This window comes from Kitasatospora sp. NPDC051164 (assembly GCF_044455625.1).
Lineage (GTDB): Bacteria > Actinomycetota > Actinomycetes > Streptomycetales > Streptomycetaceae > Kitasatospora.
The window spans coordinates 112,313-137,641 of the sequence record NZ_JBITFB010000022.1 but is presented as its reverse complement, the minus strand read 5'-3'; the positions used below and the strand labels follow the sequence as shown (position 1 = coordinate 137,641).

Below are 25,329 nucleotides of genomic sequence, written 5' to 3'. Positions count from 1 at the left end.
TGACCGTTAGGCTCGTCGACGTGACGAACACCATGACGAACAGTGCGACCGACAACGCGACCGACAACGCGACCGCCACCGTGACTGCCAACGCGACCGACACCACGACGAAGGCCACCAAGGTCGACTTCTACTTCGACCCCGTCTGCCCGTTCGCCTGGATCACCTCCCGGTGGATCCTGGAGGTCGATCGCCACCGCGACCTCGACCTCACCTTCCGGGTGATGAGCCTGTCGGTCCTCAACGAGGGTCGTACCGACCTGCCCGAGCGCTACCAGCGGCTGATGACCACCGGCTGGGGCCCCGTCCGGGTCTGCATCGCGGCCGCCGAGAAGCACGGCCAGCACGTGCTGAGAGACCTGTACACCGAGCTCGGCACCCGCTTCCACGACCAGGACCGGCCCGCCGATGACGCCGTCATCCGGGAGGCCCTGGTCGCAGCCGGCCTGCCCGAGGAGCTGGCCGACGCGGCGAACAGCACCGAGTACGACATCGCGCTGCGCAAGAGCCACCACGAGGGCATGGACCCGGTCGGCGAGGAGGTCGGCACCCCGACCATCCACGTGGACGGCGTCGCCTTCTTCGGCCCGGTGCTGTCCGCGATACCGCGTGGGGAGGACGCCGTGCGGGTCTTCGAGGGCGTCCGGTTGCTGTCCGGCTACCCGAACTTCTTCGAGCTCAAGCGCACCCGGACGGGCTCGCTCGACTTCTCCTGACCCCGTCGGGGGCCGCGGTCCCGGCGCCCCCGAGCGGGCGGGCGCCGGGGCCGGGGTGAGGACGGCGGGCCTTCGAGGTCCCATCCCGGCGCGGAGCGACCGACCATGGAGACGGAGGCTTGGTTGCCCCCGAGAGGCGGTGAGCGCGGATGATCGTACGAATCCGGCTGCGCGCTGCTTGGCACCCCGCGACACCACCGCACTCGGAGCCTCACCCCGAGCCGCACTCGGTGCCGCACCCCGAGCCGGGGCCCGGCTCCGGGCAAGCGGCGAAGCGCGGCCCCGGTCAAGGCCCCCGCTGGGGCCCGGACCCGGGCCCGGGCCCCAGTCAGGGCTCCGGCTGGACCCCGCGCCCAGGCCAAGGCCAAGGCCCAGGCCAGGGCCAGGGCCCAGGACCAGGCCAGGATCCCGGCCGGCGCCCGGGCCCAGGAGGCCCGCCCAAGCCCCCGCCGCCCTCGTGGCGCCGCTGGCTGCTCCCCGTCGCCGTCCTGGTGACACTGCTCCTGCTCGTGCTGTTCTCCAACCCCGGCACGCCCGGCACCCGCTACGGCTACACCGACTTCCTGAACCGGGTCGACACCGGCCAGGTGCAGACGGTGGACGTCAGTGACAACGGCGGGGTGAGCGGCACGCTCAAGAACGGCACCCACTTCACCACCCAGATCCCCACCGCCCTGGACACCTCCCAGCTCAGCCGGGCGCTCAGCGACCAGCACGTGACCGTCACCGGCAGCCGCGCCGGCGGCAGCTCGATCTGGTCCACGCTGCTGCTGTTCCTGCCGCTGCTGCTGTTCGGCGGGCTCTTCCTCTGGTCGGGCCGGATGGCCGCCCGGTCGCTGGGCGGTGGACTGAGTGCGATCGGCCGCTCCCGGGCCAAGATCATCGAGGCCGAGCGGCCGGCCACCGGGTTCGCCGACGTCGCCGGGTACGAAGGGGTGAAGCAGGAGGTCAGCGAGGTGGTCGACTACCTGCGAAGCCCGGAGCGCTACGCCGCCGCCGGGGCGAAGGGGCCGCGCGGGGTGATCATGGTGGGTCCGCCGGGCACCGGCAAGACCCTGCTGGCCCGGGCCGTCGCGGGGGAGGCCGAGGTGCCGTTCCTGTCCGTGACCGGCTCCGGGTTCGTCGAGATGTTCGTCGGCGTCGGCGCGTCCCGGGTCCGCGACCTCTTCGACGAGGCTCGCAAACGCGCGCCGTCGATCATCTTCATCGACGAGATCGACGCCGTCGGCGCCCGCCGGGCGGGCGGCACCCGGATCGGCGGCAACGACGAGCGCGAGCAGACCCTGAACCAGCTGCTCGCCGAGATGGACGGCTTCGACCAGACCACCGGCATCGTCGTCATCGCCGCCACCAACCGGCCCGACGCCCTCGACCCGGCCCTGCTGCGCCCCGGCCGCTTCGACCGGCAGGTCACCGTGCCGCTGCCCAACCAGGCCGAGCGGGCGGCCATCCTCGCCGTGCACACCCAGGGCAAGACCCTCGCCCCGGACGCCGACCTGGACCGGATCGCCCGCGGTACCCCCGGCTTCTCCGGCGCCGACCTCGCCAACCTGGTCAACGAGGCCGCCATCAACGCCGTCCGCGCCGGGCGCGCCACCCTCACCGCCGACGACCTCGACACCGCCCGGGACCGCGTGCTGCTCGGCCGTCGGGAGTCCTCCAACGCGCTGCTGCCCGAAGAGCGGCACGCCGTCGCCGTGCACGAGTCCGGGCACGCGCTGATGGCCGCGCTGTGCGAGCACGCCGACCCGGTCGCCAAGGTGACCATCCTCCCGGCCGGCGTCTCGCTCGGCGCCACCGAGCAGCTGCCCGAGGCCGAGCGGCACCTCTACAGCGAGGGTTACCTGACCGACCTGCTCACCGTCCAACTCGGCGGGCGGGCAGCAGAGTTGGTGGTTTTCGGTGAGGGCTCCACGGGCGCCGCCAACGACCTGGCCAACGCCACCTCGGTGGCCACCCGGATGGTCCGCGAGTTCGGCCTCTCCCCGGAGATCGGCCCGGTCGGCTACTCCAGCGGCAGCCCGCACTACCTCGGCGACAGCCCCGAGGACCTGCTGCGCCGCCCGTACTCCGAGCAGACCCAGCGTGCCGTGGACGAGGCGGTCGCGGCCCTGCTGCGGCAGGCCGAGCGACGGGCCGTCGGCCTGCTGACGGAACACCGGCACCACCTGGACGAGTTGGCGAGCCTGCTGGTCGCGCAGGAGACCGTGGACGGCGGCTTGGTTCTCGGCATCCTGACGCACCCGGGGCCGTCGGAAAGCCCGGGGCCGTCGCACAGCCCGGTGTCGCTGACCAAGGGGGACGGGTCCCGGGCGGCGGAGGCCTGAGTGGGCGTTCCTCCACCACGGCCTCCTCGAACTCGCCGGCTCGATCATCTGCCTGCGACGCCTTCGAAGGGCTGTGTGAAACGGTCAGCCATGCCCCGCGGGTAGACCAGGCTCGGCGCCGAGGCCGCCCGCGCCGCTTCCTGCCCAGGCCGAGGACCCCCTATTGTCGGCGGCGGCTGAGAGGCTGCCAGGACAGGGGCGTTGCTCGATGCCCTGACAGACAGAGCTGACAGACAGAGGGAGACTCGGATGGATTTCGCCAAGGCATTGTTTGACCACATCGCGGATGGGCCGCGGAGGAGCGGACAGCGTGATTCCTGGAGCTTCCACTACCTGGGTGAACTTGCGGTCCCATCGGGTGTGGCGAGCGTCTACGACCCCACGTCGGGCGAGGCGGACGACCTGGAGGTTCCTCCCGGCGATCACCCTGTGTATGCCGTGATGGACGCTTCCTCGCAAACGGCGCCGGTGGCGCTCGGAATCCTGCTGTGGTTCGGCGAGGCGCCGCCGGTCGAGCTCGGCGAGTTCTCCGGGGTCGGCGTGCTGACGCACTGCGGCGTGGTCTGTCTGACCGGGTCGCAGGACAGTGACGATGCCTCGGTGGGCAGTCTGATGAGGCTGGCCGGGCAGGAGATTCGCCGTCGCGCAGCGAGCGACCAGGATCGCGGCCTTCTGCCGGTTTTCGAGGACGCCTGCCGCCTGTCCTGGCCGGATGCCCTTCAGATGCCCGACCGCGCCGTTCCCGACGCGTTCCGTACCGGATGGTGCGTTCTGCCGGACGAGGGGGCCCGGAAGAACGTCATCGCCCTGCTGGACAACGGCGAGGGCGGCGGCATCCACCCCTGCCTTGACGCGCACGGGCGCGAGGTTGCTCACCTCGTGCAGTTCGAGACGGAGTGACGACGCGCCGGTGCGACGTCCGGTGTCGCGCTCCTCGGCGCAGGCCCACGGCCCTGCGACGGCTGGGAAACCGGCCGTGACACCGGAACAGCCACGCTCTGCGCGGGCACGTTGTGTCAGACAACACCGGTCCGCAGCACGAAGCCCGAAGAACAATCGCCTGTTCATCACCGCCACCACCTCGCTGAACTCGCCGGTGACGACGATGACGGGTCCCCACCACGTCACCTGCCCCAAGGAGTCGGAATGACCGAGCCCCTCACCGCCGATCTTCAGCGGGAGATCGCCCAAGCCCTCGGGGTCGCGCCCGTCCCCGACCCCCTGCGGGAGGCCGAGCGCCGGGTGGCGTTCCTGGCCGAGCAGGTCCGGGCCGCGGGCGCCCGCACCCTGGTGCTCGGCATCAGCGGCGGCGTGGACTCCACCACCGCCGGGCGGCTCTGCCGGCTCGCCGTCGACCGGCTGCGCGCCGACGGCCACCAGGCGGCCTTCTGCGCGATGCGACTGCCCTACGGGGTGCAGGCGGACGAGGACGACGCCCGGCGGGCGGTCGCCTTCATCGAGCCGGACGAGCTGCTGACCGTCGACGTCAAGCCCGCGACCGACGCCGCCCTGTCCGCCCTGATGACCGCCGGCCTGGCCTTCACCAGCCCCGCACAGGAGGACTTCGTCCGCGGCAACGTCAAGGCCCGCCAGCGGATGGTGGTCCAGTACGCGGCGGCGGGCGCCAACGGGGGCCTGGTCGTCGGCACCGACCACGCGGCGGAGGCGGCCGTCGGCTTCTTCACCAAGTACGGCGACGGCGCGGCCGACGTGATGCCGCTCTCCGGCCTGACGAAGCGTCAGGTCAGGTCGATCGCCGAGGCGCTGGGGGCGCCGGCCGAGCTGGTCAAGAAGACCCCGACCGCCGACCTGGAGAACCTCGCCCCCGGCCGCCCCGACGAGGAGGCGCTCGGCGTCACCTACGACGCCCTGGACGACTTCCTGGAGGGCCGCCAGGTCAGCGAGGAGGCCTTCGCCACCATCCTCGGCCACTACCGCCGCACCGAGCACAAGCGCAGCCTGCCGATCGTCCCGGGCCGGGACTGATGACCCCGGACACGGGCACCGGCACCGACTCGGGCCCGGCCTGGCGAGACCGCGCGGCCGGGGCCGTCCTCGGCGCGGCGGTGGGCGACGCCCTCGGCGCCCCGTACGAGTTCGGCCCGGCCGGGGCCTACACCGCCCGCTTTCCTGCCGGTACCCCCGGCGAGATGGTCGCCGGCGGCGGCTGGGAGCGCGGCGAGGCCACCGACGACACCCAGATGGCCGTCCTTGTCGCCGAATCCCTGGTCGAGCGGGGCGGGCTGGACCTCGCGGACCTCTTCGACCGGTTCCGCCGCTGGGCCGCCGCCGACCCCAAGGACATCGGCATCCAGACCGAGGCCGTGCTCACAAGCGACCTCCCCTGGGACCTCGCCGCCGCCGTCCACTTCAACACCACCCTGCGCGCCGCCGGCAACGGCGCCCTGATGCGCGCCTCGACCTCCGCCGTGGCCTTCGCCCGCGCCGGTCGGCGGGCCACCATGGACGCCGGTCGCCGGATCGCCGCCCTCACCCACGGGGACCGGGCCGCCTGGGAGGGCACGGCGATCTTCCACGAGCTGGTCCGCCTCGCCCTCGACGGTACCGACCCGCTCGACGGAATCCCCGAGGCCCTGGCCCACGCCGACCCCGACAGCCGCGAGCGCTACGCCACCGTCCTCGCCCCCGACTGGCACCCCGACCGCGCCACCGAGGCCAACGGCGCCGTCTGGCCCTGCCTGGGCTCGGCGGTCTGGGCGCTGCGCACCACCGACGGGTTCGAGCCCGCGCTCCGGGCCGCGATCGACCTCGGCGGCGACACCGACACCGTGGCGGCCGTCACCGGCGGCCTGGCCGGGGCGCGGTACGGCTCGGCGGCGGTGCCCGCGCGCTGGACCGAGCCGTTGCACCTGACGCTGCCCGGGTTCGGCGACCGGGTGTGGCGTGCGGCCGAACTGCACAGCCTGGTCGATCGGTTGACGGCGTAGCGGGCTCCGGCGGCTCACCAGTGGATGGTGATGTCCGGCGGGTGGATCAGGAAGGTGATGGCCAGGATCGCCGGCAGCACGCCAGGTGGCCCAGGAGCACCCCGAGCATCGCGCAGCGCCAACGGCGGTCCGGTGCTCGCCCGCTCGTGTGCCTCGCTACGGTACCGGGGAGCGGTTCGGAACCGAAGGGGCGGAAGTGCCCGGGCCGAGCCGCGCCGAGCGATGCGCAGGGGTGCGAGGGGGATGAAGTGACGGGGGAACAGCTCGCGGTGGTGTCCGGCGGCGGCACCGGGATCGGCCGGGCGATCGCGGCCCGGCTGGCCGGGGACGGGCACCGGGTGGTGATCATCGGGCGCCGGGCGGACGTGCTGGAGCAGGCCCGGGAGGAGATCGAGTGGACGGTGGGTTCGGGCCGGATCGTCCCGGTGGCGGTCGACCTGACCGACCCGGTGGCGGTCGAGGCGGCGGCTGCCCGGATCACCGAACTCGGCCCGGTGGACGCGCTGGTGAACAACGCGGGTGCCATCATCACCCCGCCGGAGGACGACGGCCTGGCCGCCCTGGCCCGCTCCTGGCGGCACGACCTGGACATCAACCTCCTCACCGCGGTGCTGCTGACCACCGCCCTGCAGGGCGCGCTGCGCCGCCCCGGCGGGCGGCTGGTCGTGATCAGCTCGGCGGCGGCCCAGCGCGGCGGCGCGGGCCCGCACTCGGCCGGCTCCTACGCTGCCGCGAAGGCCGCCCTGCACGGCTGGGCCTTCGGCCTGGCCCGGCAGTTGGGGCCGGACGGGATCACGGTCAACGTGCTCGCGCCCGGTTACATCGAGGAGACCGAGATCTTCGGTTCGCGGTGGAGCGAGGAGTTCCACGCCCGGAAGGTCGCCGACACCCTGGTCGGCCGGGCCGGCACCCCCGCCGACGTGGCGGACGCGGTCGCCTACCTCGTCTCCCCGGCCGCCGGGTACGTCACCGGGCAGGTCATCGGCGTCAACGGTGGTGCGGTCCTCGGGCGCTGACGCGTTCATCGATTGTCAATCGGGCGTGCCTACCGTGATGTCCGACCACGAACCGCGTTCGACCTCGGGAGCCTCCGCTGTCCAGGATCATCACTACCGCCGTGCCCGCCCACGGCCACACCAGCCCGCTGCTGGCCGTCTCCGCCGACCTCGCCGCCCGCGGCCACGAGGTGGTGTTCCTCGGCGGCTCGCGGTTCGCCGGCGCGGCGGAGCGGGCGGGGGCGCGGTTCGTCGCGCTGCCCGCCGGGGCGGACTTCGACGACCGCGACCTCGACGCGAGCTTCCCGGGGCGGTCGAGTCTGCCGGCCGGTCCGGAGCGGCTCGCCTTCGACGCGCAGCACGTGTTCCTCGACCCGATCCCCGTCCAGTACCGGGCGCTGCTCGCATTGCTGGCCGAGTTCCCGGCGAACGCCGTGATCGCGGACGCCTTCCTGCAGGGCGCGCTGCCGCTGGCGCTGAGCCGTCCTCGGCCGGAGCGTCCGGCGCTGATCGGCATCGGGGTGACCCCGTCGATGCTGCCGAGCGTGGACACCGCGCCCTTCGGGCCCGGGCTGCCGCCCCTGCCGGGGGAGGAGGGCAGGGCCCGCAACCGGGCGCTGCGGGAGGAGGCGTACCGGCGCGGCGAGCCGCTGCGCCGGTACGCCGAGAAGGTGTACGCGGAGCTGGGCGTCCGGTTGCCGGAGGGGCCGCGCGGGCTGGCCATGGTGACCGTGCCGGACCACTTCCTGCAGCTGACCGTGCCGGGCTTCGAGTACCCGCGCAGCGACGCCCCGCCCGGCTACCGGCTGATCGGCGCGCTGCCGGGCCTGGTCGGCAGTGAGCAGCCGCTGCCGTCGTGGTGGGACGAGGTGACCGGCGAGCGGCCGGTCGTCGTGGTGACCCAGGGGACCCTGGCCAACGCCGACCTCGGGGAGCTGGTCGCGCCGACCGTCGCCGCCCTGGCGGAGCGGGACGTGCTGGTGGTGGCCGCCACCGGCCGTCCGGACGGGCCTCGGGCGCTCGCCGACCTGTTCGGCGGCGGCCTGCCGGGGAACGTGCGCGCCGTCGACTACGTCCCGTTCGAGTGGCTGCTGCCGCACACCGACGTGCTGGTCAGCAACGGCGGCTACGGCGGGGTGCAGACCGCGCTGCGGTACGGGGTGCCGCTGGTGGTGGCCGGAGCCGGCGAGGACAAGCCGGAGGTGGCGGCCCGGGTGCAGTGGTCGGGCGTGGGGCTGGACCTGCGGACAGGCCGTCCGGCGCCGGAGGAGGTCGGCCGGGCGGTCGACCAGGCGCTCGGTGAGGGCCGGTTCCACGAGCGGGCCCGCGCGCTGGGCGCGGAGCTCGCGGAGTACCGGCCGTTCGACACCATCGCCGAGCTGGTGGAGTCGCTCGGGGAGCCGGTGGAGTCGCCCGGGCGCTGAGCTGCCCCACGTCTCGGGCGGAATGCTCGGCTGCCGGAGCGGTCTGCAGCCGAAACGGTCCGCTGCCGAAACGGTCCGCTGCCGGAGCGGTCTGCAGCCGGAACGGTCCGCTGCCGAAACGATCCGTCAGTCCCCGTCGGCGTCGGCCTCGGCGGTCGGCGTGCCGCCGGACCTGATGCCGAGCTTGACCTCGGCCGTGGTCCAGTCGGTGGCGATCGCCTGCTGGGCGGCGGCGAGGGTGACCTGGCCCTTGCAGATCGCGGTGTGCAGGTGGGTCTCCACCGAGTCCTTGGGATTGTTCGGACCCTTGCCCGGGATGTGGCCGGGGGAGGGCGGCTGGATCCAGAGGTTGCGCGCGTCGTTGGGATCGCCGCCGAGCTGGAGGCTGATCAGATGGTCATACTCGGCGTCGCCCATCGGGCCGGTGTAGCCATAGGACTTGGCGTTCTCGGCCTTCTCCTTGCCGGTGAGGTTCGCCGGCGGGCGGATGGTCGAGGTGTAGCCGCCCGGCTTGCAGATGGTGTCCTTGAGGCTGTCCTGGTTGACCGCCGGGCTGATCGCGCCCGGGGTGCAGCTCGGGTCGGGCAGCGGCTGCTTGTCCGCGGCGTAGCGATAGTGGCAGCTGCCCGGCGCGGGCTGCGGCTGGACCTCGTAGGAGCTCTTCGGGCCGGGGCCGGTCACGATCGCGGCCGGGGCGGGCTGGGCCGCGTCCCCGCCCGGGGCGGAGCTGTGGCCGGCGGTCGCCTTGGTGGTGTGGCCACCGCCGGACGAGCAGCCTGCGGCTGCGGCGAGCAGGACGGCCGCGGCCACGGCCAGGGCGCGGCGGGCGGGAGCCGGCACGGGTTCCTCCATCTGGGTGTGCGTGAGCGGCGGTCACCCGGATGGCGGGGACCGCGCCAGCGGACACTACCGTGTCGACAGGCCCGAACGAGTGACGCCACGTCCGGGCGGGCGAAGCCTTTGCCGGGCGTGCGGAACCGTTTCAGCACCCGTACGCCCTGTACGCCCTGTACGGCTGCGCGGGCGCACGGCCGTACAGGGCGTACAGGCGGCGGTGTAGGCGGTACGGACCGTACGGCCGTGCGCTACTGCGCCGCGATCCAGTCCGAGACCAGATCGTCCAGCACCCCCAGCGGCAGGCTGCCGTGCCCGATCAGCTGGTGGTGGAACTCCCTGACGTCGAACCGGGCGCCGAGCGCGGTCTGGGCCCGCTCACGGTGCCGGACCAGCTCCCGACGGCCGATCAGGTACGAGGTGGCCTGGCCCGGCCAGGAGATGTAGCGGTCGATCTCGTTGCGGACGTTGGCCTCGGGGGTCGCCGTGTTCTCCCGCATGAACGATATCGCCCGCTCCCGGGACCAGCCGTAGTGGTGCATCCCGGTGTCCACCACCAGGCGCACCGCCCGCAGCGCGTCCATCGAGAGCATGCCGAAGCGGGTGAGGTCCGAGCTGTACAGCCCCATCTCGTCCGCGAGTCGCTCGGTGTACAGGCCCCAGCCCTCGACGTGGGCGGTCAGCTGGCTGCTCGGCTTCTGCCGGAACTGCGGCAGGTGGTGCAGGGTCTGTGCGACGGCGAGCTGCAGGTGGTGGCCGGGCACGCTCTCGTGGAAGGCGATCGCCTCGTACTCGTAGGTGAACCGGGTCTCCGGGCGCAGGGTGTTGATCCAGTGGGTGCCGGGCAGCCCGCCCGGGCCCGGCGGCTGGTAGTAGGCCAGCGGCGCGGTCTCCGCCTCGATCGGGTCGATCTCCTTGGTCACGCAGTCGGCGATCGGGTACGGGCGGAACCAGTCGGCCGAGGCGCGGCGGGCCCGCTCCAGGGCGGCGTCCACCAGGGCGATGATCTCGGCCGCGCTGCCGAAGCGCAGCGAGCGGTCCTCGCGCAGCGCGGTCAGCACGCCCTCGGGGTCGGTGATGCCGAGCACCTTGCCGCCGAGCTCGGCGAACTCCTTGCGCAGCGCCGCGACCGCGTCCAGGCCGGTCCGGTGGATCTCCTCCGGGGTGAGCCCGGGCCGGGTGAAGCGGGCGACGGCGTCGGCGTAGCCCTCGGTGCCGCCCGGCACATGGCAGACGCCGGCCCGGTCGTCGGGGCGGGCCTCCGGTGCCAACTGCTGGGCCAGCCCGGCCCGGTAGCGGGCCAGCGCCGGGCGGACGGCCTCGCGCACGATCGCCAGGGCGCGCTCGTACTCCGGGCGGCCCCGCAGCGGGCGCAGCAGAGAGTCCTCGTCCGGGGCGGTCGCGAGGTGGGTGTCCAGCTGGGTGACGGCGGCATCGACCCCGCTGCGCAGCGGGTGGCGGCCCTCGGCGGCGGCGTCCAGGGCACGGCGCAGGGCGGCGTCGAAGTAGCCGGGCAGGCCGGCGAGTCGTTCCAGGTAGGCGTCGGGGCCCTCGTGGTCGACGGGGACCATCGCGAGCGAGCTGAAGACCTCGTTGTGCGGGGCGACGATGGTTGCCGAGATGCTGAACTCGTGCAGCCCGTGGGTGAGTCGGCCGATGCCGTTGTCGATCAGCCGGGCCAGGAGCCGGTGGGTGATCCGGTCCTCGGTGTTCAGGCCGTCGAGCGGGATCGCGGCGAGCCGGGTGCCGAAGCCCCGCAGGGTCTCGCGGTACCGCTGATCGGCGGCGCGGGAGGGGTCGGGCAGCAGGTGTGCGTAGCCCTCGACGCCGCCGAGGGTCGCGTCGAACGGGTTGTGGGTGTTCTCGGCGTCGAAGTACTCGTCGGCCAGTGCGGCCAGTGCGGCGTGTTGCGGCTGCTCGATCATGGATCCCCCTGGTGTGCTGCGGTCGGTGCGACACGGGTTCCCTGTGGGGTGCCCCGATCCCGCCGATTATTCGGAGTGATCGGCGGCTCGGTCAACACACGGCGGAGGGACGCGAGTTCCGGCCGTCACCGGGTGCCGATCACGCCGCCGACGAGGGCCGACGAGGGCCTGCGAGGGTCGGCGATGGTCGGCGAGGGCCTGCGAGGGTCGGCGATGGTCGGAGCGGCCGGAGTCACGCGGAACGTCAGCGGTAGGCCTCCGGGGCGGCCGGCTTGCCCCCGTCCATCACCTCGACCAGGTAGCGCCAGCAGTCCGGTCGGCTGCCGTCCCGGTCGGTGAAGCCGTACTCCCGGGCGAGCTGCCCACTGGACGTCGAGCGGCCGTTCCAGCGGGCGGCCTCGCCGTCGGCGGCCAGGGCGGCGACCGCCCGGCCGACGAAGTACGGGGACTCGGAGATGCCGAAGTGCGGCTCCCGGGCCACGGCGTCGCGCCAGTTCTCCTCGGTGACGCCGAAGTTCTCCAGCATGATCTCGGAGCGCATCCAGCCCGGGGTGAGCGCGACCGCGGTGGCGCCGCGCGGGCCCAGTTCGTGGCCGAGCGCGAAGGCCATCCGCAGCACCGAGGTCTTGGCCAGATCGTAGAAGAACGAGTTGCGGTAGGTGTCGCGGTTGTACTCGGCGGTGCCGTCCGTCATCTCCACGACCAGGCCGCCCGGGTGCTTCAGCAGCAGCGGGAGGAGGTGGTGGCTGGTGACGGCGTGCGTCTCCACCGCCAGGCGCAGCAGCCGCAGGCCGTCGTCCAGGTCGTGCTCCCAGACCGGGATGTTCCAGCCGAACAGCTTCTCCGCGCCCCAGATGTCGTTGACCAGGACGTCCAGCCGGCCCTGCTCGGCGTCGATCCGCTCCGCCAGGGCGGCCACCTGGGACGGGACCAGGTGGTCCGTCGGCACCGCGATGCCCCGGCCGCCCGCCGCGGTGACCAGGTCCGCGGTGTCCTCGATCGTCTCGGGACGGTCGTACTCCGAGCGGCGCTCCCGGGTGCTGCGGCCGGTGACGTACACCGTCGCGCCGGCCGCGCCGAGCTCGACCGCGATACCCCGCCCGGCGCCCCGCGTCGCCCCCGCGACCAGGGCGATCCGCCCCTCCAGTGCCCCTGCCATCTGTCGGCCTCCCTGTCTGCTGACCCCGTGCTGACCCCTGCGTACGACTGTGCCGACGCCCGTGGGAACGGACGTCGGCACCATCGTTGCGCAGGGGTCTGACAATCGCCGCCGCCGGAGCCCGGAAGGGGCCCGAAGTCCGGAGCGCCAGGGGTCCGGAGCAGCAGGGAACCGGGGAGTGTCAGGGGGCCGGGGAGGGCCGGGGCGGGGTCAGCGGGCCTGGGCGGCCTTCGCCTCCTTGGCGGCCTTGGCGGCGGCGTCCTTCTCCTGCTTCTCCTTGATCCGCACGGCTTCCTTGCGGGCGTCGACCTGGTTGGCGCGCTCGTGCTGCAGCCAGAGCGGGTTCTCGGCCTTGATCGCCTCGATCTGCTCGGTGGTGACCGCCTCGGTCACGCCGCCGCGGGCCAGGCCCGCGATCGAGATGCCGAGCTTGGCGGCGACCACCGGGCGCGGGTGCGGGCCGTCCTTGCGCAGGTCCTGGAGCCACTGCGGCGGCTCGGCCTGCAGCGCGTTGAGCTCCTCGCGGGAGACCACGCCCTCCTGGAAGTCGGTCGGCGCCGCGGCGAGGTAAATCCCCAGCTTCTTGGCCGCCGTGGCCGGCTTCATGGTCTGGCTGGTCTTCTGCTTGAGCGATGTCATGGTGACAAGGGTAAGGGAGGGCGCGGCCTCCTCCGGTCACGGTCGGTAGCCTTGCCCTGTGACAGACATGCAGGTGAACCCCTCCTTCCGGCTCGTGTACGTCCCGGGCGTGACCCCCGGCAAATGGGTCCGGGTCTGGGAGGAGCGGCTTCCGGACGTCCCGCTCGACCTCCTCGCGCTCCCGGTCGGCGACGGCGAGCGGACCCTGCGCGAGGGCGGCGCGGACGCCGGGCTGGTCCGGCTGCCGGTCGACAAGGACGTGCTCAGCGCGATCCCGCTGTACACCGAGACCACCGTCGTGGTCTTCCCCAAGGACCACTGGCTCGCCGCCGCCGAGGAGGTCACGCCCGACGACCTCGCCGAGGAGGTGGTCTTCCACCCGCTCGACGACACCCTGGGCCTCACCGCCGACACCCTGCCCGGGCGGCCCGCCATCGCCCGCCCGGACACCACGGCGGACGCGATCGAGCTGGTCGCGGCCAACGTCGGCGTGCTCCTGGTGCCGCAGTCCCTCGCCCGGCTGCACCACCGTCGGGACCTCACCTTCCGGCCGGTGACGGAGGTGCCGCAGTCGCAGGTGGCGCTGTCCTGGCCGCAGGAGCGGACGACCGACCTGGTGGAGGAGTTCATCGGGATCGTCCGCGGCCGTACGGTCAACAGCTCGCGCGGGCGCGGGGCCGGGCAGGCGCCGGCCGAGGAGCAGCCGAAGAAGGCGGCGGCGGGCCAGCGCAAGCCGCAGCAGAAGGCGGGCGGGGCCAAGGCGGGAGCGTCGAAGGCCGGCGGGCAGAAGGCCGGAGCGTCGAGGACGGGCGGGCAGAAGCCGAAGCCGTCGGCCGGTGGCAGGGGTGCGGCGGCGGCCCGGCGCGGCAAGCCGAAGCGGCGCTCGTAGCCTCCCGTGGCGTAGCGTCGGCCCCGTTCCGTCGAGTGCTGGTGGGAGGAGCGGGGCCGTGTGGCATGACCTGGCGGTCGTCCAGATTCCGATCGTCGAGAAGATCCTGCGTACGGTCGCGGTCTACGCGCTGGTCCTGGTCCTGTTCCGGATCGCCGGGAAGCGCGGGCTGGCGCAGCTGAACACCTTCGACATGGTGGTCATCTTCCTGCTCTCCAACGTGGTGCAGAACGCCATCATCGGCGACGACAACAGCCTGTTCGGCGGCGCGATCGGGGCGGCCACCCTGATCGCGGTGAACGCCGTCGTCACCCGCTGGCTCGCCCGGGACCCGAGGGCCGCCCGGATCCTGGAGGGCACGCCCACCACCGTCGTCGAGGGCGGCAAGCTGGTGCCCGGCGCGCTGCACGACCTGGCGCTGCGCCCGTCCGAGCTGGAGCACGCCATCCGGGTCCAGAACGGCGACAAGCTGACCGATGTCGCCAAGGCCCGGCTGGAGCCGGACGGGCAGCTGCTGGTCACCCTGAAGGCGAGCGAGCAGAGCGCCACCCGCGGCGACGTGGAGGACCTGCGGCGGCGGTTGGAGACGATCGAGCGGCTGCTCGCCGAGATCGCCGACGGGCGGGGGCCGTCGAGCTGACGGGGCAGCGGCGGCGGTGTCGCGAGCCTGCGTGGCGCAGGTGCAGCGTCAGTGCGGCCGGGCGGCGCCCGGGTTGCTCATCGGTGGATGATCACGGGTGGGCGTCCGCCGTGGCAAGCGCATCGGCCCGGCGGCGGCGCGAGGCCAGGGCGGCCGCGGTGCCGGCCAGGGCGAAGCCGAGGGCGGCCGAGAGCAGGTGGCCGACGGTGGTGAAGTCCGGTAGAGGGCCGGGCCATTCGCCGTCGCCGGAGAGCGGCCAGGCGACCACGAAGGCGGCCCAGGGGAGGCGGGCCCAGCGGGGCAGGGCGAGGGTGGCGAACGCGAGGGAGGTCTGGGCGCCGTAGCTGATGCCGTAGTCCGAGTCCTGGCGCACGCTCTCCGGGTACCAGCCGTGCCGGAGGGCGACCAGGATGACGGCGGCGGTGATCAGGGTGGCGCCGATGTGGCCGCCGAGGAGGACGGCGGCGGCGCGCAGTCTGCCGAAGCGGCGCTCCGCCCAGGCGAGGCAGCAGCAGATGCCGAGGCCGAGGGTGATCAGGGTGCCGCCGAAGCCGGTGGAGGCGATGTCGGTGAGCGTGCCGTCGAAGAGCAGCGCGCTGCCGAACAGTGCGGTGACCGGATGGTCGTGCAGGTTGTCGAGGTTGGTGCTGATGTAGGCGCGGAGGGCGTCCGCCCGGTCCGCGGAGAGCCGGTCCTCGACCCAGATGTGCCCGAGGACGAGCAGGCCGACGTAGCAGAGTGTCAGCGGCGAGCGGCGCGGATACGTCCGGACGGCGCGGAGCAGCCGGGCCGGGAGCCCCCGCGGTGATCGAGCGTTCATGTTTCTGATGCTGCCCCAGTCGAGCCGATAGTCCGACCGGCACAACCCCGCCGGCCCCCGCGCGACAGTACCGTCCCGGAGCCGCCGCCCCCGCACTTCGCCCCACCCCAGCTCCCACCCGGCTCCAACCGGGCCCAACCGGGCTCCTACCGGCGGGTCAGGGTCGCCGTGAAGGGGCGTGGGGACAGGGAGGAGCTGCGGGTGGGGCGGATGGGGCGGCCGGGGGTAGGGGTGATGGTCCAGCGGGCCGCGATGGTGGCGATGGCGAGGACGGCCTCGGTGGTGCCGAAGGTGTCGCCGATGCAGCGGCGGGCGCCGAGGCCGAAGGGGGTGTAGGTGCCGGGGGCGGGGCGGGCGGTGGTGAGCCAGCGGTCGGGGTCGAAGCGGTCGGGGCAGGTGAAGACGTCGGCCCGGCGGTGCAGCAGGTACGGGCTGAAGAGGACGGTGGCGCCCGCCGGGACGTGGTGGCCGCCGAGCCGGGTGTCGGCGGTGACGGTGCGGCTGAGGATCCAGACCGGCGGGTAGAGCCGCAGGGTCTCGCTGACGATCCGGGCGGTGAGCGGGAGGGCGGGCAGGTCCTCGTGGCGGGCGGGGCGGCCGTCGAGGACGGCGTCGAGTTCGGCGTGCAGGCGCTCGCGGACGGCCGGGTTGGCGGCGAGCAGGGTCCACGCCCAGGAGAGGGTGGCGGCGGTGGTCTCCGTGCCGGCCAGCAGGAAGGTGACCACCTGGTCGTGGATCTCGGCGTCGGTGAGGCCCTGTCCGTCCTCGTCCACGGCGCTGAGCAGGGTGGAGAGCAGGTCGTGGTGGTCGGTGCCGGCGGCGCGGTAGTCGGCGATCAGCCGGCGGGTGATCTCCTTGAGGTCCTGCCGGGCGCGCCGGAAGCGGCGGTTGCCGGGGGTGGGGATGCGGTCGGCGCCGGGCAGCGGCATCATGACGCGCCGGCCGACGCCGCGGGTGATGACGTCCATGCACGCGTGCACCGGCAGCGAGCCGGCCCGTTCGTGGGCGGCGAACAGGCAGCGGGCGGTGACGGCGGTGGTGAGGCGGTACATCGCGGCGGGGACGTCGACCACCTCGCCGTCGCGCCAGGCGGCCGTGGTGCCGGCGATTTCCTCGGCCATCATCGCGGCGTAGCCGGGCAGCCGGTCGCGGTGGAACGCGGGCTGGAGCATGCGGCGTTGGCGCCGGTGGGCGGCGGCGGGGCAGGTGGCGAGGCCGTCGCCGAAGACCTCGCGGGCCTTGTCGAGGACGAGTCCGCCCTTGTCGTACGTACGGTCCTCGGTGAGCAGCCGGCGGACGAGTTCGGGGTGGCAGGCGACGTACGCGTCGAGCGGGCCGAGCCGCAGCCGGACGAGGTCGCCGTGGGCGGGCAGGCCGGCCACGAAGTCGAACGGGCGGCGGATGAAGGCGGGGGCGTGGCCGAGCAGGGGGAGGCCGCCGGGGGCGGTGGCGGCGGTGAACCGGGTGGTCGGGAAGAAATGGATCGGCACGGGCGTCACCTTGGGTCGGGTGGGAAGGACCGGAACGGTTCGTGTTCGGGATCTTTCCCGGCGGCAGCCCGTGAAACGATCGTGGACGGGCGGGTGGGGTGAACACGGGGGCGCATGCCGAACGCTCGTGCGCCCTCGAAGATTTGACGGATCGTTTACCTGCTGACCGTGGCGGCGGGCCCGGTAACGCTGACGGACGCATACACTCGACGTCTTGTGCGACTACCGGTCAGTAGAATGGGCAGTACTACCTGCCGGTGCGGAGCCGACGCGATGACCGGACGGCCGAAAGTCCGGCAGGGAGTGGGGAGTTCGGATGACCGACGAGAAGGTTCACGCGTTCGCCGACGACGCCCTCGGCCGGTACGACGCGGTGGCACTGGCCGCCCTGGTCCGGGCCGGCGCGGTCAACCCCCGGGAGCTGGTCGGCGCGGCCGTCGCCCGTGCCGCACGGGTGGACGGCAGGCTGCTACCGGTCGCCCACGCCTCCTACGACAAGCCGCAGATCAGCCGGGAAGGCATCGGCGGGCCGCTCTGGGGCGTGCCGACCTACCTCAAGGACAACGTCGACCTGCGCGGGCTGCCGACCTCGATGGGCAGCGAGGCCTTCCGTGCCCAACCGGCCCGCCGCAACGCGCGCTTCACCGACCAGTTCCTCTCCACCGGCCTCGCCGTCCTCGGCAAGACCCGGCTGCCCGAGTTCGGCCTCAACGCCTCCACCGAATTCGCCACTGCCCAGCCGGTGCGCAACCCGTGGAAGCCCTCGCACTCGGCCGGCGCCTCCTCGGGCGGCGCGGCGGCCCTGGTGGCCTCCGGCGTGGTGCCGATCGCGCACGCCAACGACGGCGGCGGCTCGATCCGCATCCCGGCCGCCTGTTGCGGCCTGGTCGGACTCAAACCCACCCGGGGCCGGCTGGTCGCCAACTCCCAGGGCGCCAAACTGCCGATCGACCTGGTCACCGACGGTGTGCTGACCCGCTCGGTGCGCGACACCGCCGCCTTCTTCGCCGCCGCCGAGCGGCACCGCCGCAACCCCAAGCTGCCCCCGCTCGGCCTGGTCGAGGGCCCCGGCGAGCAGCGGTTGCGGATCGGCCTGGTCGTCGACTCGCCGATCGCCAAGACCGACGAAGCGACCCGCCGGGTGGTCGAGGAGACCGCCGCGCGACTCGAGGCGATGGGCCACTGGGTCGAGCCGACCGCCCTGCCCTTCGGCGAGGAATTCTCCCGGGACTTCGTCTCCTACTGGGGCTACATCGCCTGGGCGATCGCCTTCACCGGCCGGCTGCTGATCGACCCCAGCTTCCGCGCCGACAGGCTGGACGGCCTGACCACCGGGCTGCGCCGGCAGTTCCAGGCGGAGTTCCCGCACACCCCGGGCGTGCTACGGCGGCTGCGCCGGGCCGAGGGGGTGTACAAGCGGGTCTTCCGCAACCACGACGTGATCCTCTCCCCGGTGCTCGCCCACACCGCCCCACCGATCGGGCACCTCAGCCCGAACGTCGACTTCGAAGAGCTGATGGACCGGCTGCTGCGCTACGTCGCCTTCACCCCGGTCAACAACGTGACCGGCGGCCCGGGCATCGCCCTGCCGGCGGGATCGGCGCTCAGCGGGCTGCCGGTCGGCGTGCACCTGTCGGCGGCGCACGGGCAGGAGCGGGTACTCCTGGAGCTGGCCTTCGCGCTGGAGGCGGATCGGCCCTGGCGGCGGATCGAGGACTGACCGGCGGCGAGGACCGGCCGGGCGCCCGGACCGGCCGGGTGGGGTAGCGCTCACGGCGCCGGCGCGGCCACCGACCGGGCCGCGTGCACCTCATGGTGCAGCCGGGCCAGCGCGCAGTCCGGCGCCGGCGCGTCCGGCCCCGCCTCCGGCAGCGGCCGGCCGGTGCGCAGCGCCTCGGCGAGGTCGGCCAGCTCCCTGGTCACGGCGCCGACCTCGGCCGCCGTCGGGACGGGCGCGCCGTGCTCGATCCGCACCCGGGTGGCGGTGGTGGCGTCCACGATCCGCTCGACCGCGATCACCACCGGCCACCAGGCCTCCGCCCGGGCCCCGACCGGCGGTGGCTCGGTGAGCGCCCGCTGGAACTCGCTGCGGACGGCCGACAGGTCCCGGTAGAGCCGCCGCCGGTACCGGGCCCGGGCCGGCTCGTCCCCTCCCGGCCCGGTGGTGAACGCCAGCGACACGTACGAGGCGGTGTCCTGGACGGCTTCGGCGAGGCGGTCGCCGATCCGGGTGTGCCAGGACTCGGGCCACAGCAGGTAGCCGGCCAGCAGGGTGATGCCGCAGCCGATCAGCGAGTCGTAGAGCCGGGGGAGCACCAGGTGGAAGCCCTGGTGGTTGAGCAGGTCGGAGAGCAGCAGGATCACCGGGGTGATCGCCGCGGTCTGGAAGGCGTACCCCTTGGCGGACAGCGCGGGGATCAGCGTCGCCAGCGCCGCCATCACCGGCACGTCCCACCAGCCGTGCGGCACCTCGGCGAGCACCGGAATGGCGATCAGCAGTCCGGCCGCGGTGCCGAGCGCGCGCAGCACGGCGCGGGAGAACACCGAGCCGAAGTCGGGCTTCATCACGAAGGTCACGGTCAGCGCCACCCAGTACGAGCGCGGCACCGCGATCACCGAGACCAGCACCTGCGCGATGCCGATGCACAGTGCCAGCCGCAGCCCGTACCGCCAGGACGCGCCGGACAGCAGCAGCGCCCGGGTCGCCCGCCGGGCCCGGACCTCCAGGCCGGCGGGCCGGCCGAGCCGGTCGTCGACGGCGTACGGGTCCGGCGCGGCCTCGTGCACGACGGTGGCGGCGTGCCCGATCGCCTCGACCAGCGCCCGGGTGGACGGCCCGGCGGGCACGGGCAGGTCGGGCGAGGGGGCGGGGTCGGTGCGGCCCTGCTCGACGGCGTCGGCCAGGGCGCGGACGGCGGCCGGGTAGGCGGCGGGCAGCGGGCCGTACTCGGGCGGGCGCAGGTGCGCCGCCGCGGCCCCCTCGACCACCGGGATCACCGCGTTGAGCTGGGCGAGCAGCCGCACCAGGGTGGGGGAGCGGCCGTGCCGGCGGGCCCGCCGGGCGAGCAGCAGGTCGTAGGAGTGGTTGAGCGACTGGGTGAGCTCGTGGCGCCGGCCGTCGTACCCGGGCGTGCCGGCGGCCGCGAGCAGATCGGCGACCGAGCGGTAGGTCCCGGCGACCACCGCGCGTTCGGGGACGCCGATGCGCAGCGGCCAGGCGAGCAGGGTCAGGGCGAGCACCACCAGGCCGCCGAGCAGCAGCAGCCCGGGCGGCAGCCACCAGGGGGAGGGCAGCGGCAGGCCCGCCCCGACCACCGCGTTGAGCAGCAGGAGCAGTCCGGAGACGGAGGCGACCGCGCCGATCGAGGAGATCATGCCGGAGACCAGTGCGACGACGGTCAGCGCCAGGACGGCCGTCCAGCCGGTGCCGTACACCAGGGTGCCGAGCAGCACGCCGAGGGCGCCGAACAGCTGCGGCACGGCGATGTTGAAGATCCGCATCCGGTAGGCGTCGGCGGTGTCCCCGATGACCGCGGACAGCGCGCCCATCGACACCAGTGCGCCGTAGGAGGGCCGGCCGGTGGCGGTGCCCACCGCGAGCGGGGCGGCGAGCGCGACCGAGGCGCGGGCCACCGCCGCCCAGGGGATCGGGGCGGCCCGGGGCCGCAGGCTCTCGGTCAGCCAGTCGGGCGGGGCGAGTCGGGCGGCTCCTGGGCGCGGCACGCCCCCAACCTACGGCGGGCGGACTCCGCGGGCCCGGTCTAACACGCGGGGACAACGGGTCCTGGGGCGGGTGGGGTTCACCGCTCGCGCTTATGTCAATTTCCGAAACATACCCCGTCTTATGTCCGTCCCCGAAACATAAAGCGAACCGCGAGAGGCGGCGTGAGCTGCGCCGACTTTCCCAATCGGTAACCCACGGGAAAGGGTTGACACCATTAGTTGGTCTAGTCCAATGTGTGGAGGGCGTGGTTCGGCAAAGCCTGAGGCGAGGTGAGAGACCTTGCCGAGCAGGCGAGTTGAACCCCTGGCGTGGTGCCGAGGCGCGGTCGGGGGTCGAGTCGAGAAGGAGCGTGTGCGGACCGCAGATGGTCCGCGGGAGGAATTCCCGACCCGGCCGGGAACCGGTCGAGCAGCCCGCCGTGCCCGCGCCGCCCGCCGAATCAAGCGCTGCGCCGACTACGAACCATGGAGTGACTGCCCATGCCGAGCCCAGACGGACAGGCCGACGAGTATCTCTACCGCGCCGCCTCGCAGCGCCCCTACTTCAGCGCGGACACCGAGAGCTACCTGGCCCGCACCGCGCTGCGCGAGATCCGCAAGAAGCACCCGCTGCGCGTCCTCTCCGAGGAGGACTACGCGCACTGGCAGACCTACGGCTACACCGTCGTCAAGCAGGCCATCCCCGCCGAGGCCGCGCGGCGCCTGCTCGACTTCACCTGGGACTTCCAGGGCCTGTCGCCCGACCGCCCCGAGGACTGGTACCGCGAGCGCGACTACCGCGACGAACTCGACCAGCACCTGCACATCTACGGCTTCGTCGAGGCCTACCACCACCAACTCATCTGGGACAGCCGCCAGTCGCAGCGCGTCTACGACGCCTTCGTGGACGTGTGGGACTGCGAGGAGCTCTGGGTCACCCTCGACCGGCTCAACCTCAACCCGCCGAACATCCGCAACCGCGACCGCGCGCTCATCGAACCCACCGACCGCGGCTTCGACATCGAACTGCACTGGGATGTCGACACCACCCAGGGCATCCTGCCGCAGCGCGTCCAGGGCATCATCGCGCTCAACGACACCGCCCCCGACCACGGCGGCTTCCAGTGCGACCCGGAGCTGTTCCGCCGCTTCAACGCCTGGCAGGCCGCCCAGCCGGCCGACCGCGACCCGATCCGCCCGACCGCCGACCGGGAGGAATTCCCCGTCGTGCGGCCCGAGTTGAAGGCCGGCGACCTGCTGATCTGGAACGGCCTGCTCGCCCACGGCGTCGCGCCCAACACCTCCGAGCGCGGCGTGCGCTCGGTGCAGTACCTGTCGATGATGCCCGCGCTGGAGGAGGCCGAGCAGCTGCGCCGCTCCCGGGTGGAATCCTGGCGCACGCTCGCCACCCCGGACTGGAACCGCACCCTGGTCGGCGACGCCACCCGGCCCGAGTCGCTGCGCTACGGCCGCGCCGAACTCACCGAGCTGGGGGAGAAGTTGCTCGGCCTGCGGTCCTGGAGCAATAAGGACTTCGACCGGCAGCAAGCCGACCCTCGGCAAGCCGAAGGGCAGCAAGCCGACCTTCAGGACACCACGGGGGAGCGGGAATGCGCGACATCTGCCTGACCCTGCCCACCAACCGCGAGTGCGCCGACACCATCACCGCCGTCGGCGCCGAAGCCGCCTACGCCGTACGGCGGTTCGGCGTCCGGGTGCACCTGCTGGTGCTGGACTCCGCCGACCCGGCCGCGCGCGCCCGGCACGCCGCCGCGGCCGCCGCCCTGCCCGCCGCCGAGAACCTCCTCGTCCACCACCTGGACGAGGAGGCCCAACGCGCCTTCCTGCGCGAGGTCATCGACCGCTCCGGCGCCGCCGGCCCCGACAAACTGCTCGAGCTGATGCTGCCCGACGCCGTCTCCTACGGCGCCTGCACCAACCGGGCGTTCCTGCTCGCCGCCGCGCTCGGCTGCGCCTCGGTGCACCGTCGTGACTCCGACAGCCGCTACCAATGGCTCGACGGCGAACCGGTGTTCCCCATCGAGCACGAGCTGGCCACCCTCGGGCTGAAGGCCGCCGACGCGGCCGCCGCCGTCACCGAGAACACCCTCGACCCGGCGCACGCGGACAAGCCCGTCGCCCTGGTGGGCGCCTCCTTCGTCGGCGAACTCTCCGTCGACCTCGGCGAGATCCTCGACACCGACCCCGAGGTCTACCACGACGTGGTCGCCCTCTGGGCACCCACCGGCGCCGCCGAACACGACACACGCGAACTCGTCGCCGAATCCTTCACCGGTGGCGGCAGCGAACCGTTCACCACCGACCGCGCCGTACTCGACCGACCCGACATCTGGCGCATCGACATGTGCAACATCGGCCTCGACCACCACGTGTACGAGCGCGTGCCGCTGCCTCCCGCCACCGACACCATCGGCAGCGACTACTTCCTGCACCACCTCGTGTACGACGCCACCCTGCCCGGCGTCACCCACAACCGGCACATCGTCAACTACTACACACCGGAACGGCGCACCGGCCCCGGCTTCACCGCCTACCAACTGCGCTACGCCAAGTTCCTGCTCTCCATGCTCTACCTCTACCCGGTCTACACCGAGATGGAGGCCGCCGGCGACGCCCTGCTGGACGAGCACCACCACGTGCGCCCCGAGCCGATCGCCGAAGCCGCCCGCCGCAGCGCAGCGACCGACCGCGCGGAGAACCACCGCAGACTCGCCGAACTCGACCGCTGCTACCGGCGACTGGGCGGCAAGTACACCGAGTTCGCCGACCACCTGGCGCCCCGGCGGGCGAGCCTGCTCGACCAGGCGCAGTCGGACATCGAGGACTTCGCCCTGCTGATCGACGCGTGGGGCCCGCTGGTGCGGGCGAGCAAGACCACCCCCGCCGACCGGCTGCCGCACTAGCCGGAAGACCGGGAGCTCTCCGTGACACGCCAGACCGCACACCAGGCACCGAACCTCACGCCCAGCCACCGCGCCCCGACCGAGACCGCGGTCCACACCGGCGCACCCGGCCCCGACCGGCCCGACCACACCGCGCTCCGCGCCGCCCTCGCCGCCGCCACCGACGACCGGATCATCTACGACCTCGACGGCATCGGCCGCCAGTACGCGACCCTGCTCGACGAACTGCCGGGCGTCGCCGTACGGTTCGCCATGAAGGCCTGCCCCGTGGACGAGGTGCTGGACCACCTCGCCGCCCTCGGCTCCGGCTTCGACGCGGCCAGCCCCCAGGAGATCGACCAGGCGCTGCGCACCGGCGTCGCCCCCGAGCTCATCCACTACGGCAACACCGTCAAATCCGACCGCAACATCGCCGAGGCCTACCGGCTGGGCGTGCGCGACTTCGCCACCGACAGCCTGGAAGACGTCGCCGCGATCGCCGAACACGCCCCCGGAGCACGGGTGTTCTGCCGGATCGCGACCACCGGCGAAGGCGCGCTGTGGGGCCTGAGCCACAAGTTCGGCTGCTCACCCGAGGACGCCCTGCGGGTGCTCGGCGAAGCCCGCACCGCCGGACTCGTGCCGTCCGGCTTGTCGGTGCACGTCGGCTCGCAGCAGATGACCGCCGAAGCCTGGGGCGCCGCCGTCGACTCGCTGGCCGCCGTACTGGAAGCACTCAACTGGCGCGGCATCACCCCCGATCGGATCAACCTCGGCGGCGGACTGCCCGCCCTCGGCGTCCTCGACAGGCGCGGCCGGCCCCTCGACCCGCCGCTGGACAAGATGTTCGCGGTGCTCCGCGACGGCATGGACCGGCTGCGCGCCGTCAACACCGGACCGCTCGAGTTCCTGCTGGAACCCGGGCGCCACCTGGTCGCCGACCACGGCGCGATCCGCGCGCACGTCGCCCGCCTCACCTCCCGCCACCGCCTCGACGGCACCCGCGAGGACTGGCTCTACCTCAGCTGCGGCAAGTTCAACGGCCTCTACGAGATGGACCAGCTGCAGTACCGGCTGGAGTTCCCCACCCACCCCGGCGGCCAGTTCGTCCACGCCGTGGTGGCCGGCCCGACCTGCGACAGCGACGACGCATACGCCCAGGAGGACGGCCTGGTGCGGGTCCCCCGCGCGGCCGGCTCCGGCGACCCGGTCTGGATCCACTCCTGCGGCGCGTACGCCACCGCCTACGCGACCCGCGGGTTCAACGGCTTCGAACCGCTGCCGCACACCTGCATCGGCGGGAGCAGCGAGGGAAACGAGGGAGACGACGCATGAGTGAGTCCCGTATCAGGCTACTCCGGGAGGACGACTGGGACGAGGTGGTCGCGCTGGAGGAGCGCGCCTACGCGGCCAGCGGCCTGTCCGAGGGCCGCGAGGCGCTGCGGTCCCGGCACCGCGCCTCGCCGGACACCTGCTTCGTCCTCGAGCACACGAGTCGCCTCGGCGGCTACCTGCTCGCCCTGCCGTACCCGCTGTTCCGCTGCCCCGACCTCAGCCGCAGCGAGCACGAGCACGGGGACGGGGAGGGGGGAGAGTCCACCAACCTGCACGCCCACGACCTGGTCATCGCCGAGGAACTGCGCGGCGCGGGCCGGTCCCACCGGATGCTGAGCCACCTCGAGCAGACCGCCCGGGCGGCCGGCTACCGGACCCTCTCCCTGGTCGCCGTCCGCGGCTCCCACGTGCTGTGGACCCCCCTGGGCTACCGCGCCCGGCCCGAGATCGAGCTGCCCGCGAGCTACGGCACCCGGGCGGTCTACATGGCGATGCCGCTGGACCCCGTCCCGGCCCGGCCGCTGCCGCACCCCACCGACCCGATCCCCGGGCCCCGACCCAGAGCCGAAGTGGGCTGATCCGC

The 25,329-nt window shown here is 73.4% G+C and carries 21 protein-coding genes; 14 read left to right on the top strand and 7 right to left on the bottom strand.

The window, feature by feature from the left end:
• Positions 1-32: 32 nt before the first annotated feature.
• The 7 genes from ACIBEC_RS30120 (at position 33) to ACIBEC_RS30090 (ending at position 8,410) form a co-directional block, all read left to right on the top strand.
• Positions 33-716 carry a disulfide bond formation protein DsbA gene (locus ACIBEC_RS30120; RefSeq protein ID WP_396289336.1) on the top strand — a complete coding sequence of 228 codons (684 nt, stop codon included), beginning with the start codon at positions 33-35 and terminating at the stop codon, positions 714-716.
• A 149-nt stretch (positions 717-865) separates the two neighbouring features.
• On the top strand, positions 866-3,043 hold the full coding sequence (gene ftsH / locus ACIBEC_RS30115) for an ATP-dependent zinc metalloprotease FtsH (protein WP_360502167.1): 2,178 nt from the start codon (positions 866-868) through the stop codon (positions 3,041-3,043).
• A gap of 249 nt (positions 3,044-3,292) precedes the next feature.
• Positions 3,293-3,943 carry a hypothetical protein gene (locus ACIBEC_RS30110; protein WP_360502164.1) on the top strand — a complete coding sequence of 217 codons (651 nt, stop codon included), beginning with the start codon at positions 3,293-3,295 and terminating at the stop codon, positions 3,941-3,943.
• A 246-nt stretch (positions 3,944-4,189) separates the two neighbouring features.
• Positions 4,190-5,029 carry an ammonia-dependent NAD(+) synthetase gene (gene nadE, locus ACIBEC_RS30105; protein ID WP_360502162.1) on the top strand — a complete coding sequence of 280 codons (840 nt, stop codon included), beginning with the start codon at positions 4,190-4,192 and terminating at the stop codon, positions 5,027-5,029.
• A complete protein-coding gene (locus ACIBEC_RS30100) occupies positions 5,029-5,991 on the top strand; it encodes an ADP-ribosylglycohydrolase family protein (RefSeq protein ID WP_360502160.1) in 963 nt (320 codons plus the stop codon). Before nadE ends, ACIBEC_RS30100 begins: the two co-directional genes overlap by 1 nt.
• 248 nt (positions 5,992-6,239) lie before the next feature.
• Entirely contained in the window at positions 6,240-7,007 is a 768-nt protein-coding gene (locus tag ACIBEC_RS30095; RefSeq protein WP_360502158.1) for an SDR family oxidoreductase, read from the top strand.
• Positions 7,008-7,108: 101 nt separating this feature from the next.
• A complete protein-coding gene (locus ACIBEC_RS30090; protein WP_360502155.1) occupies positions 7,109-8,410 on the top strand; it encodes a glycosyltransferase in 1,302 nt (433 codons plus the stop codon).
• A gap of 126 nt (positions 8,411-8,536) precedes the next feature.
• Here the strand turns inward: ACIBEC_RS30090 and ACIBEC_RS30085 are convergent, their stop codons facing one another.
• From ACIBEC_RS30085 to ACIBEC_RS30070, 4 genes are all read right to left on the bottom strand, one after another.
• Positions 8,537-9,250 carry a hypothetical protein gene (locus ACIBEC_RS30085; protein WP_360502153.1) on the bottom strand — a complete coding sequence of 238 codons (714 nt, stop codon included), beginning with the start codon at positions 9,248-9,250 and terminating at the stop codon, positions 8,537-8,539.
• A gap of 245 nt (positions 9,251-9,495) precedes the next feature.
• Positions 9,496-11,169, bottom strand: coding sequence for a DUF885 domain-containing protein (locus ACIBEC_RS30080; RefSeq protein ID WP_360502150.1), 1,674 nt, complete (start codon positions 11,167-11,169; stop codon positions 9,496-9,498).
• A 244-nt stretch (positions 11,170-11,413) separates the two neighbouring features.
• Complete coding sequence (locus tag ACIBEC_RS30075) at positions 11,414-12,328, bottom strand: SDR family oxidoreductase (protein WP_360502148.1); 915 nt, start codon at positions 12,326-12,328, stop codon at positions 11,414-11,416.
• A gap of 210 nt (positions 12,329-12,538) precedes the next feature.
• Positions 12,539-12,967 (bottom strand): DUF5997 family protein, encoded by a 429-nt coding sequence (locus ACIBEC_RS30070; protein ID WP_360502145.1) that lies wholly within the window; start codon positions 12,965-12,967, stop codon positions 12,539-12,541.
• Positions 12,968-13,025: 58 nt separating this feature from the next.
• On the opposite strand from ACIBEC_RS30070, the gene ACIBEC_RS30065 reads away from it, so the two are divergent.
• On the top strand, positions 13,026-13,856 hold the full coding sequence (locus ACIBEC_RS30065; protein WP_360502142.1) for a LysR family substrate-binding domain-containing protein: 831 nt from the start codon (positions 13,026-13,028) through the stop codon (positions 13,854-13,856).
• 58 nt (positions 13,857-13,914) lie between these two features.
• Positions 13,915-14,496: a YetF domain-containing protein gene (locus ACIBEC_RS30060; protein WP_360502140.1), complete on the top strand. Its 582-nt coding sequence runs from the start codon at positions 13,915-13,917 to the stop codon at positions 14,494-14,496.
• Positions 14,497-14,587: 91 nt separating this feature from the next.
• On the opposite strand, the gene ACIBEC_RS30055 is transcribed toward ACIBEC_RS30060, so the two are convergent.
• The gene (locus ACIBEC_RS30055; protein WP_360502138.1) at positions 14,588-15,316 is read right to left on the bottom strand and encodes a rhomboid-like protein; all 729 of its coding nucleotides are present in this window, start codon (positions 15,314-15,316) and stop codon (positions 14,588-14,590) included.
• A gap of 146 nt (positions 15,317-15,462) precedes the next feature.
• Complete coding sequence (locus tag ACIBEC_RS30050; RefSeq protein ID WP_360502136.1) at positions 15,463-16,806, bottom strand: cytochrome P450; 1,344 nt, start codon at positions 16,804-16,806, stop codon at positions 15,463-15,465.
• Between the two features lie 316 nt (positions 16,807-17,122).
• On the opposite strand from ACIBEC_RS30050, the gene ACIBEC_RS30045 reads away from it, so the two are divergent.
• Positions 17,123-18,526 (top strand): amidase, encoded by a 1,404-nt coding sequence (locus tag ACIBEC_RS30045; protein WP_360502133.1) that lies wholly within the window; start codon positions 17,123-17,125, stop codon positions 18,524-18,526.
• Between the two features lie 50 nt (positions 18,527-18,576).
• Here the strand turns inward: ACIBEC_RS30045 and ACIBEC_RS30040 are convergent, their stop codons facing one another.
• Positions 18,577-20,529, bottom strand: a complete 1,953-nt coding sequence (locus ACIBEC_RS30040; protein WP_360502132.1) for an FUSC family protein — start codon at positions 20,527-20,529, stop codon at positions 18,577-18,579.
• 480 nt (positions 20,530-21,009) lie between these two features.
• On the opposite strand from ACIBEC_RS30040, the gene ACIBEC_RS30035 reads away from it, so the two are divergent.
• The 4 genes from ACIBEC_RS30035 to ACIBEC_RS30020 all read left to right on the top strand — a co-directional run bounded on the left by ACIBEC_RS30035 (position 21,010) and on the right by ACIBEC_RS30020 (position 25,324).
• Positions 21,010-22,137 (top strand): phytanoyl-CoA dioxygenase family protein, encoded by a 1,128-nt coding sequence (locus tag ACIBEC_RS30035; RefSeq protein ID WP_360502129.1) that lies wholly within the window; start codon positions 21,010-21,012, stop codon positions 22,135-22,137.
• A complete protein-coding gene (locus ACIBEC_RS30030) occupies positions 22,119-23,432 on the top strand; it encodes a DUF6271 family protein (protein WP_360502127.1) in 1,314 nt (437 codons plus the stop codon). Before ACIBEC_RS30035 ends, ACIBEC_RS30030 begins: the two co-directional genes overlap by 19 nt.
• Positions 23,433-23,603: 171 nt before the next feature.
• Positions 23,604-24,746, top strand: coding sequence for a type III PLP-dependent enzyme (locus ACIBEC_RS30025; protein WP_360502292.1), 1,143 nt, complete (start codon positions 23,604-23,606; stop codon positions 24,744-24,746).
• Positions 24,743-25,324, top strand: a complete 582-nt coding sequence (locus tag ACIBEC_RS30020) for a GNAT family N-acetyltransferase (protein WP_360502125.1) — start codon at positions 24,743-24,745, stop codon at positions 25,322-25,324. Before ACIBEC_RS30025 ends, ACIBEC_RS30020 begins: the two co-directional genes overlap by 4 nt.
• Positions 25,325-25,329: the final 5 nt, after the last annotated feature.

What these genes read in the sequence shown, in the direction of transcription:
- ACIBEC_RS30070 (WP_360502145.1), bottom strand. Translation starts at nt 12,967, where the DNA reads ATGACATCGCTCAAGCAGAAGACCAGCCAGACCATGAAGCCGGCCACG.
- ACIBEC_RS30075 (WP_360502148.1), bottom strand. Translation starts at nt 12,328, where the DNA reads ATGGCAGGGGCACTGGAGGGGCGGATCGCCCTGGTCGCGGGGGCGACG.
- ACIBEC_RS30080 (WP_360502150.1), bottom strand. Translation starts at nt 11,169, where the DNA reads ATGATCGAGCAGCCGCAACACGCCGCACTGGCCGCACTGGCCGACGAG.
- ACIBEC_RS30120 (WP_396289336.1), top strand. Translation starts at nt 33, where the DNA reads ATGACGAACAGTGCGACCGACAACGCGACCGACAACGCGACCGCCACC.
- ftsH (WP_360502167.1), top strand. Translation starts at nt 866, where the DNA reads ATGATCGTACGAATCCGGCTGCGCGCTGCTTGGCACCCCGCGACACCA.
- ACIBEC_RS30110 (WP_360502164.1), top strand. Translation starts at nt 3,293, where the DNA reads ATGGATTTCGCCAAGGCATTGTTTGACCACATCGCGGATGGGCCGCGG.
- nadE (WP_360502162.1), top strand. Translation starts at nt 4,190, where the DNA reads ATGACCGAGCCCCTCACCGCCGATCTTCAGCGGGAGATCGCCCAAGCC.
- ACIBEC_RS30035 (WP_360502129.1), top strand. Translation starts at nt 21,010, where the DNA reads ATGCCGAGCCCAGACGGACAGGCCGACGAGTATCTCTACCGCGCCGCC.
- ACIBEC_RS30020 (WP_360502125.1), top strand. Translation starts at nt 24,743, where the DNA reads ATGAGTGAGTCCCGTATCAGGCTACTCCGGGAGGACGACTGGGACGAG.
- ACIBEC_RS30045 (WP_360502133.1), top strand. Translation starts at nt 17,123, where the DNA reads ATGACCGACGAGAAGGTTCACGCGTTCGCCGACGACGCCCTCGGCCGG.
- ACIBEC_RS30030 (WP_360502127.1), top strand. Translation starts at nt 22,119, where the DNA reads ATGCGCGACATCTGCCTGACCCTGCCCACCAACCGCGAGTGCGCCGAC.
- ACIBEC_RS30055 (WP_360502138.1), bottom strand. Translation starts at nt 15,316, where the DNA reads ATGAACGCTCGATCACCGCGGGGGCTCCCGGCCCGGCTGCTCCGCGCC.
- ACIBEC_RS30100 (WP_360502160.1), top strand. Translation starts at nt 5,029, where the DNA reads ATGACCCCGGACACGGGCACCGGCACCGACTCGGGCCCGGCCTGGCGA.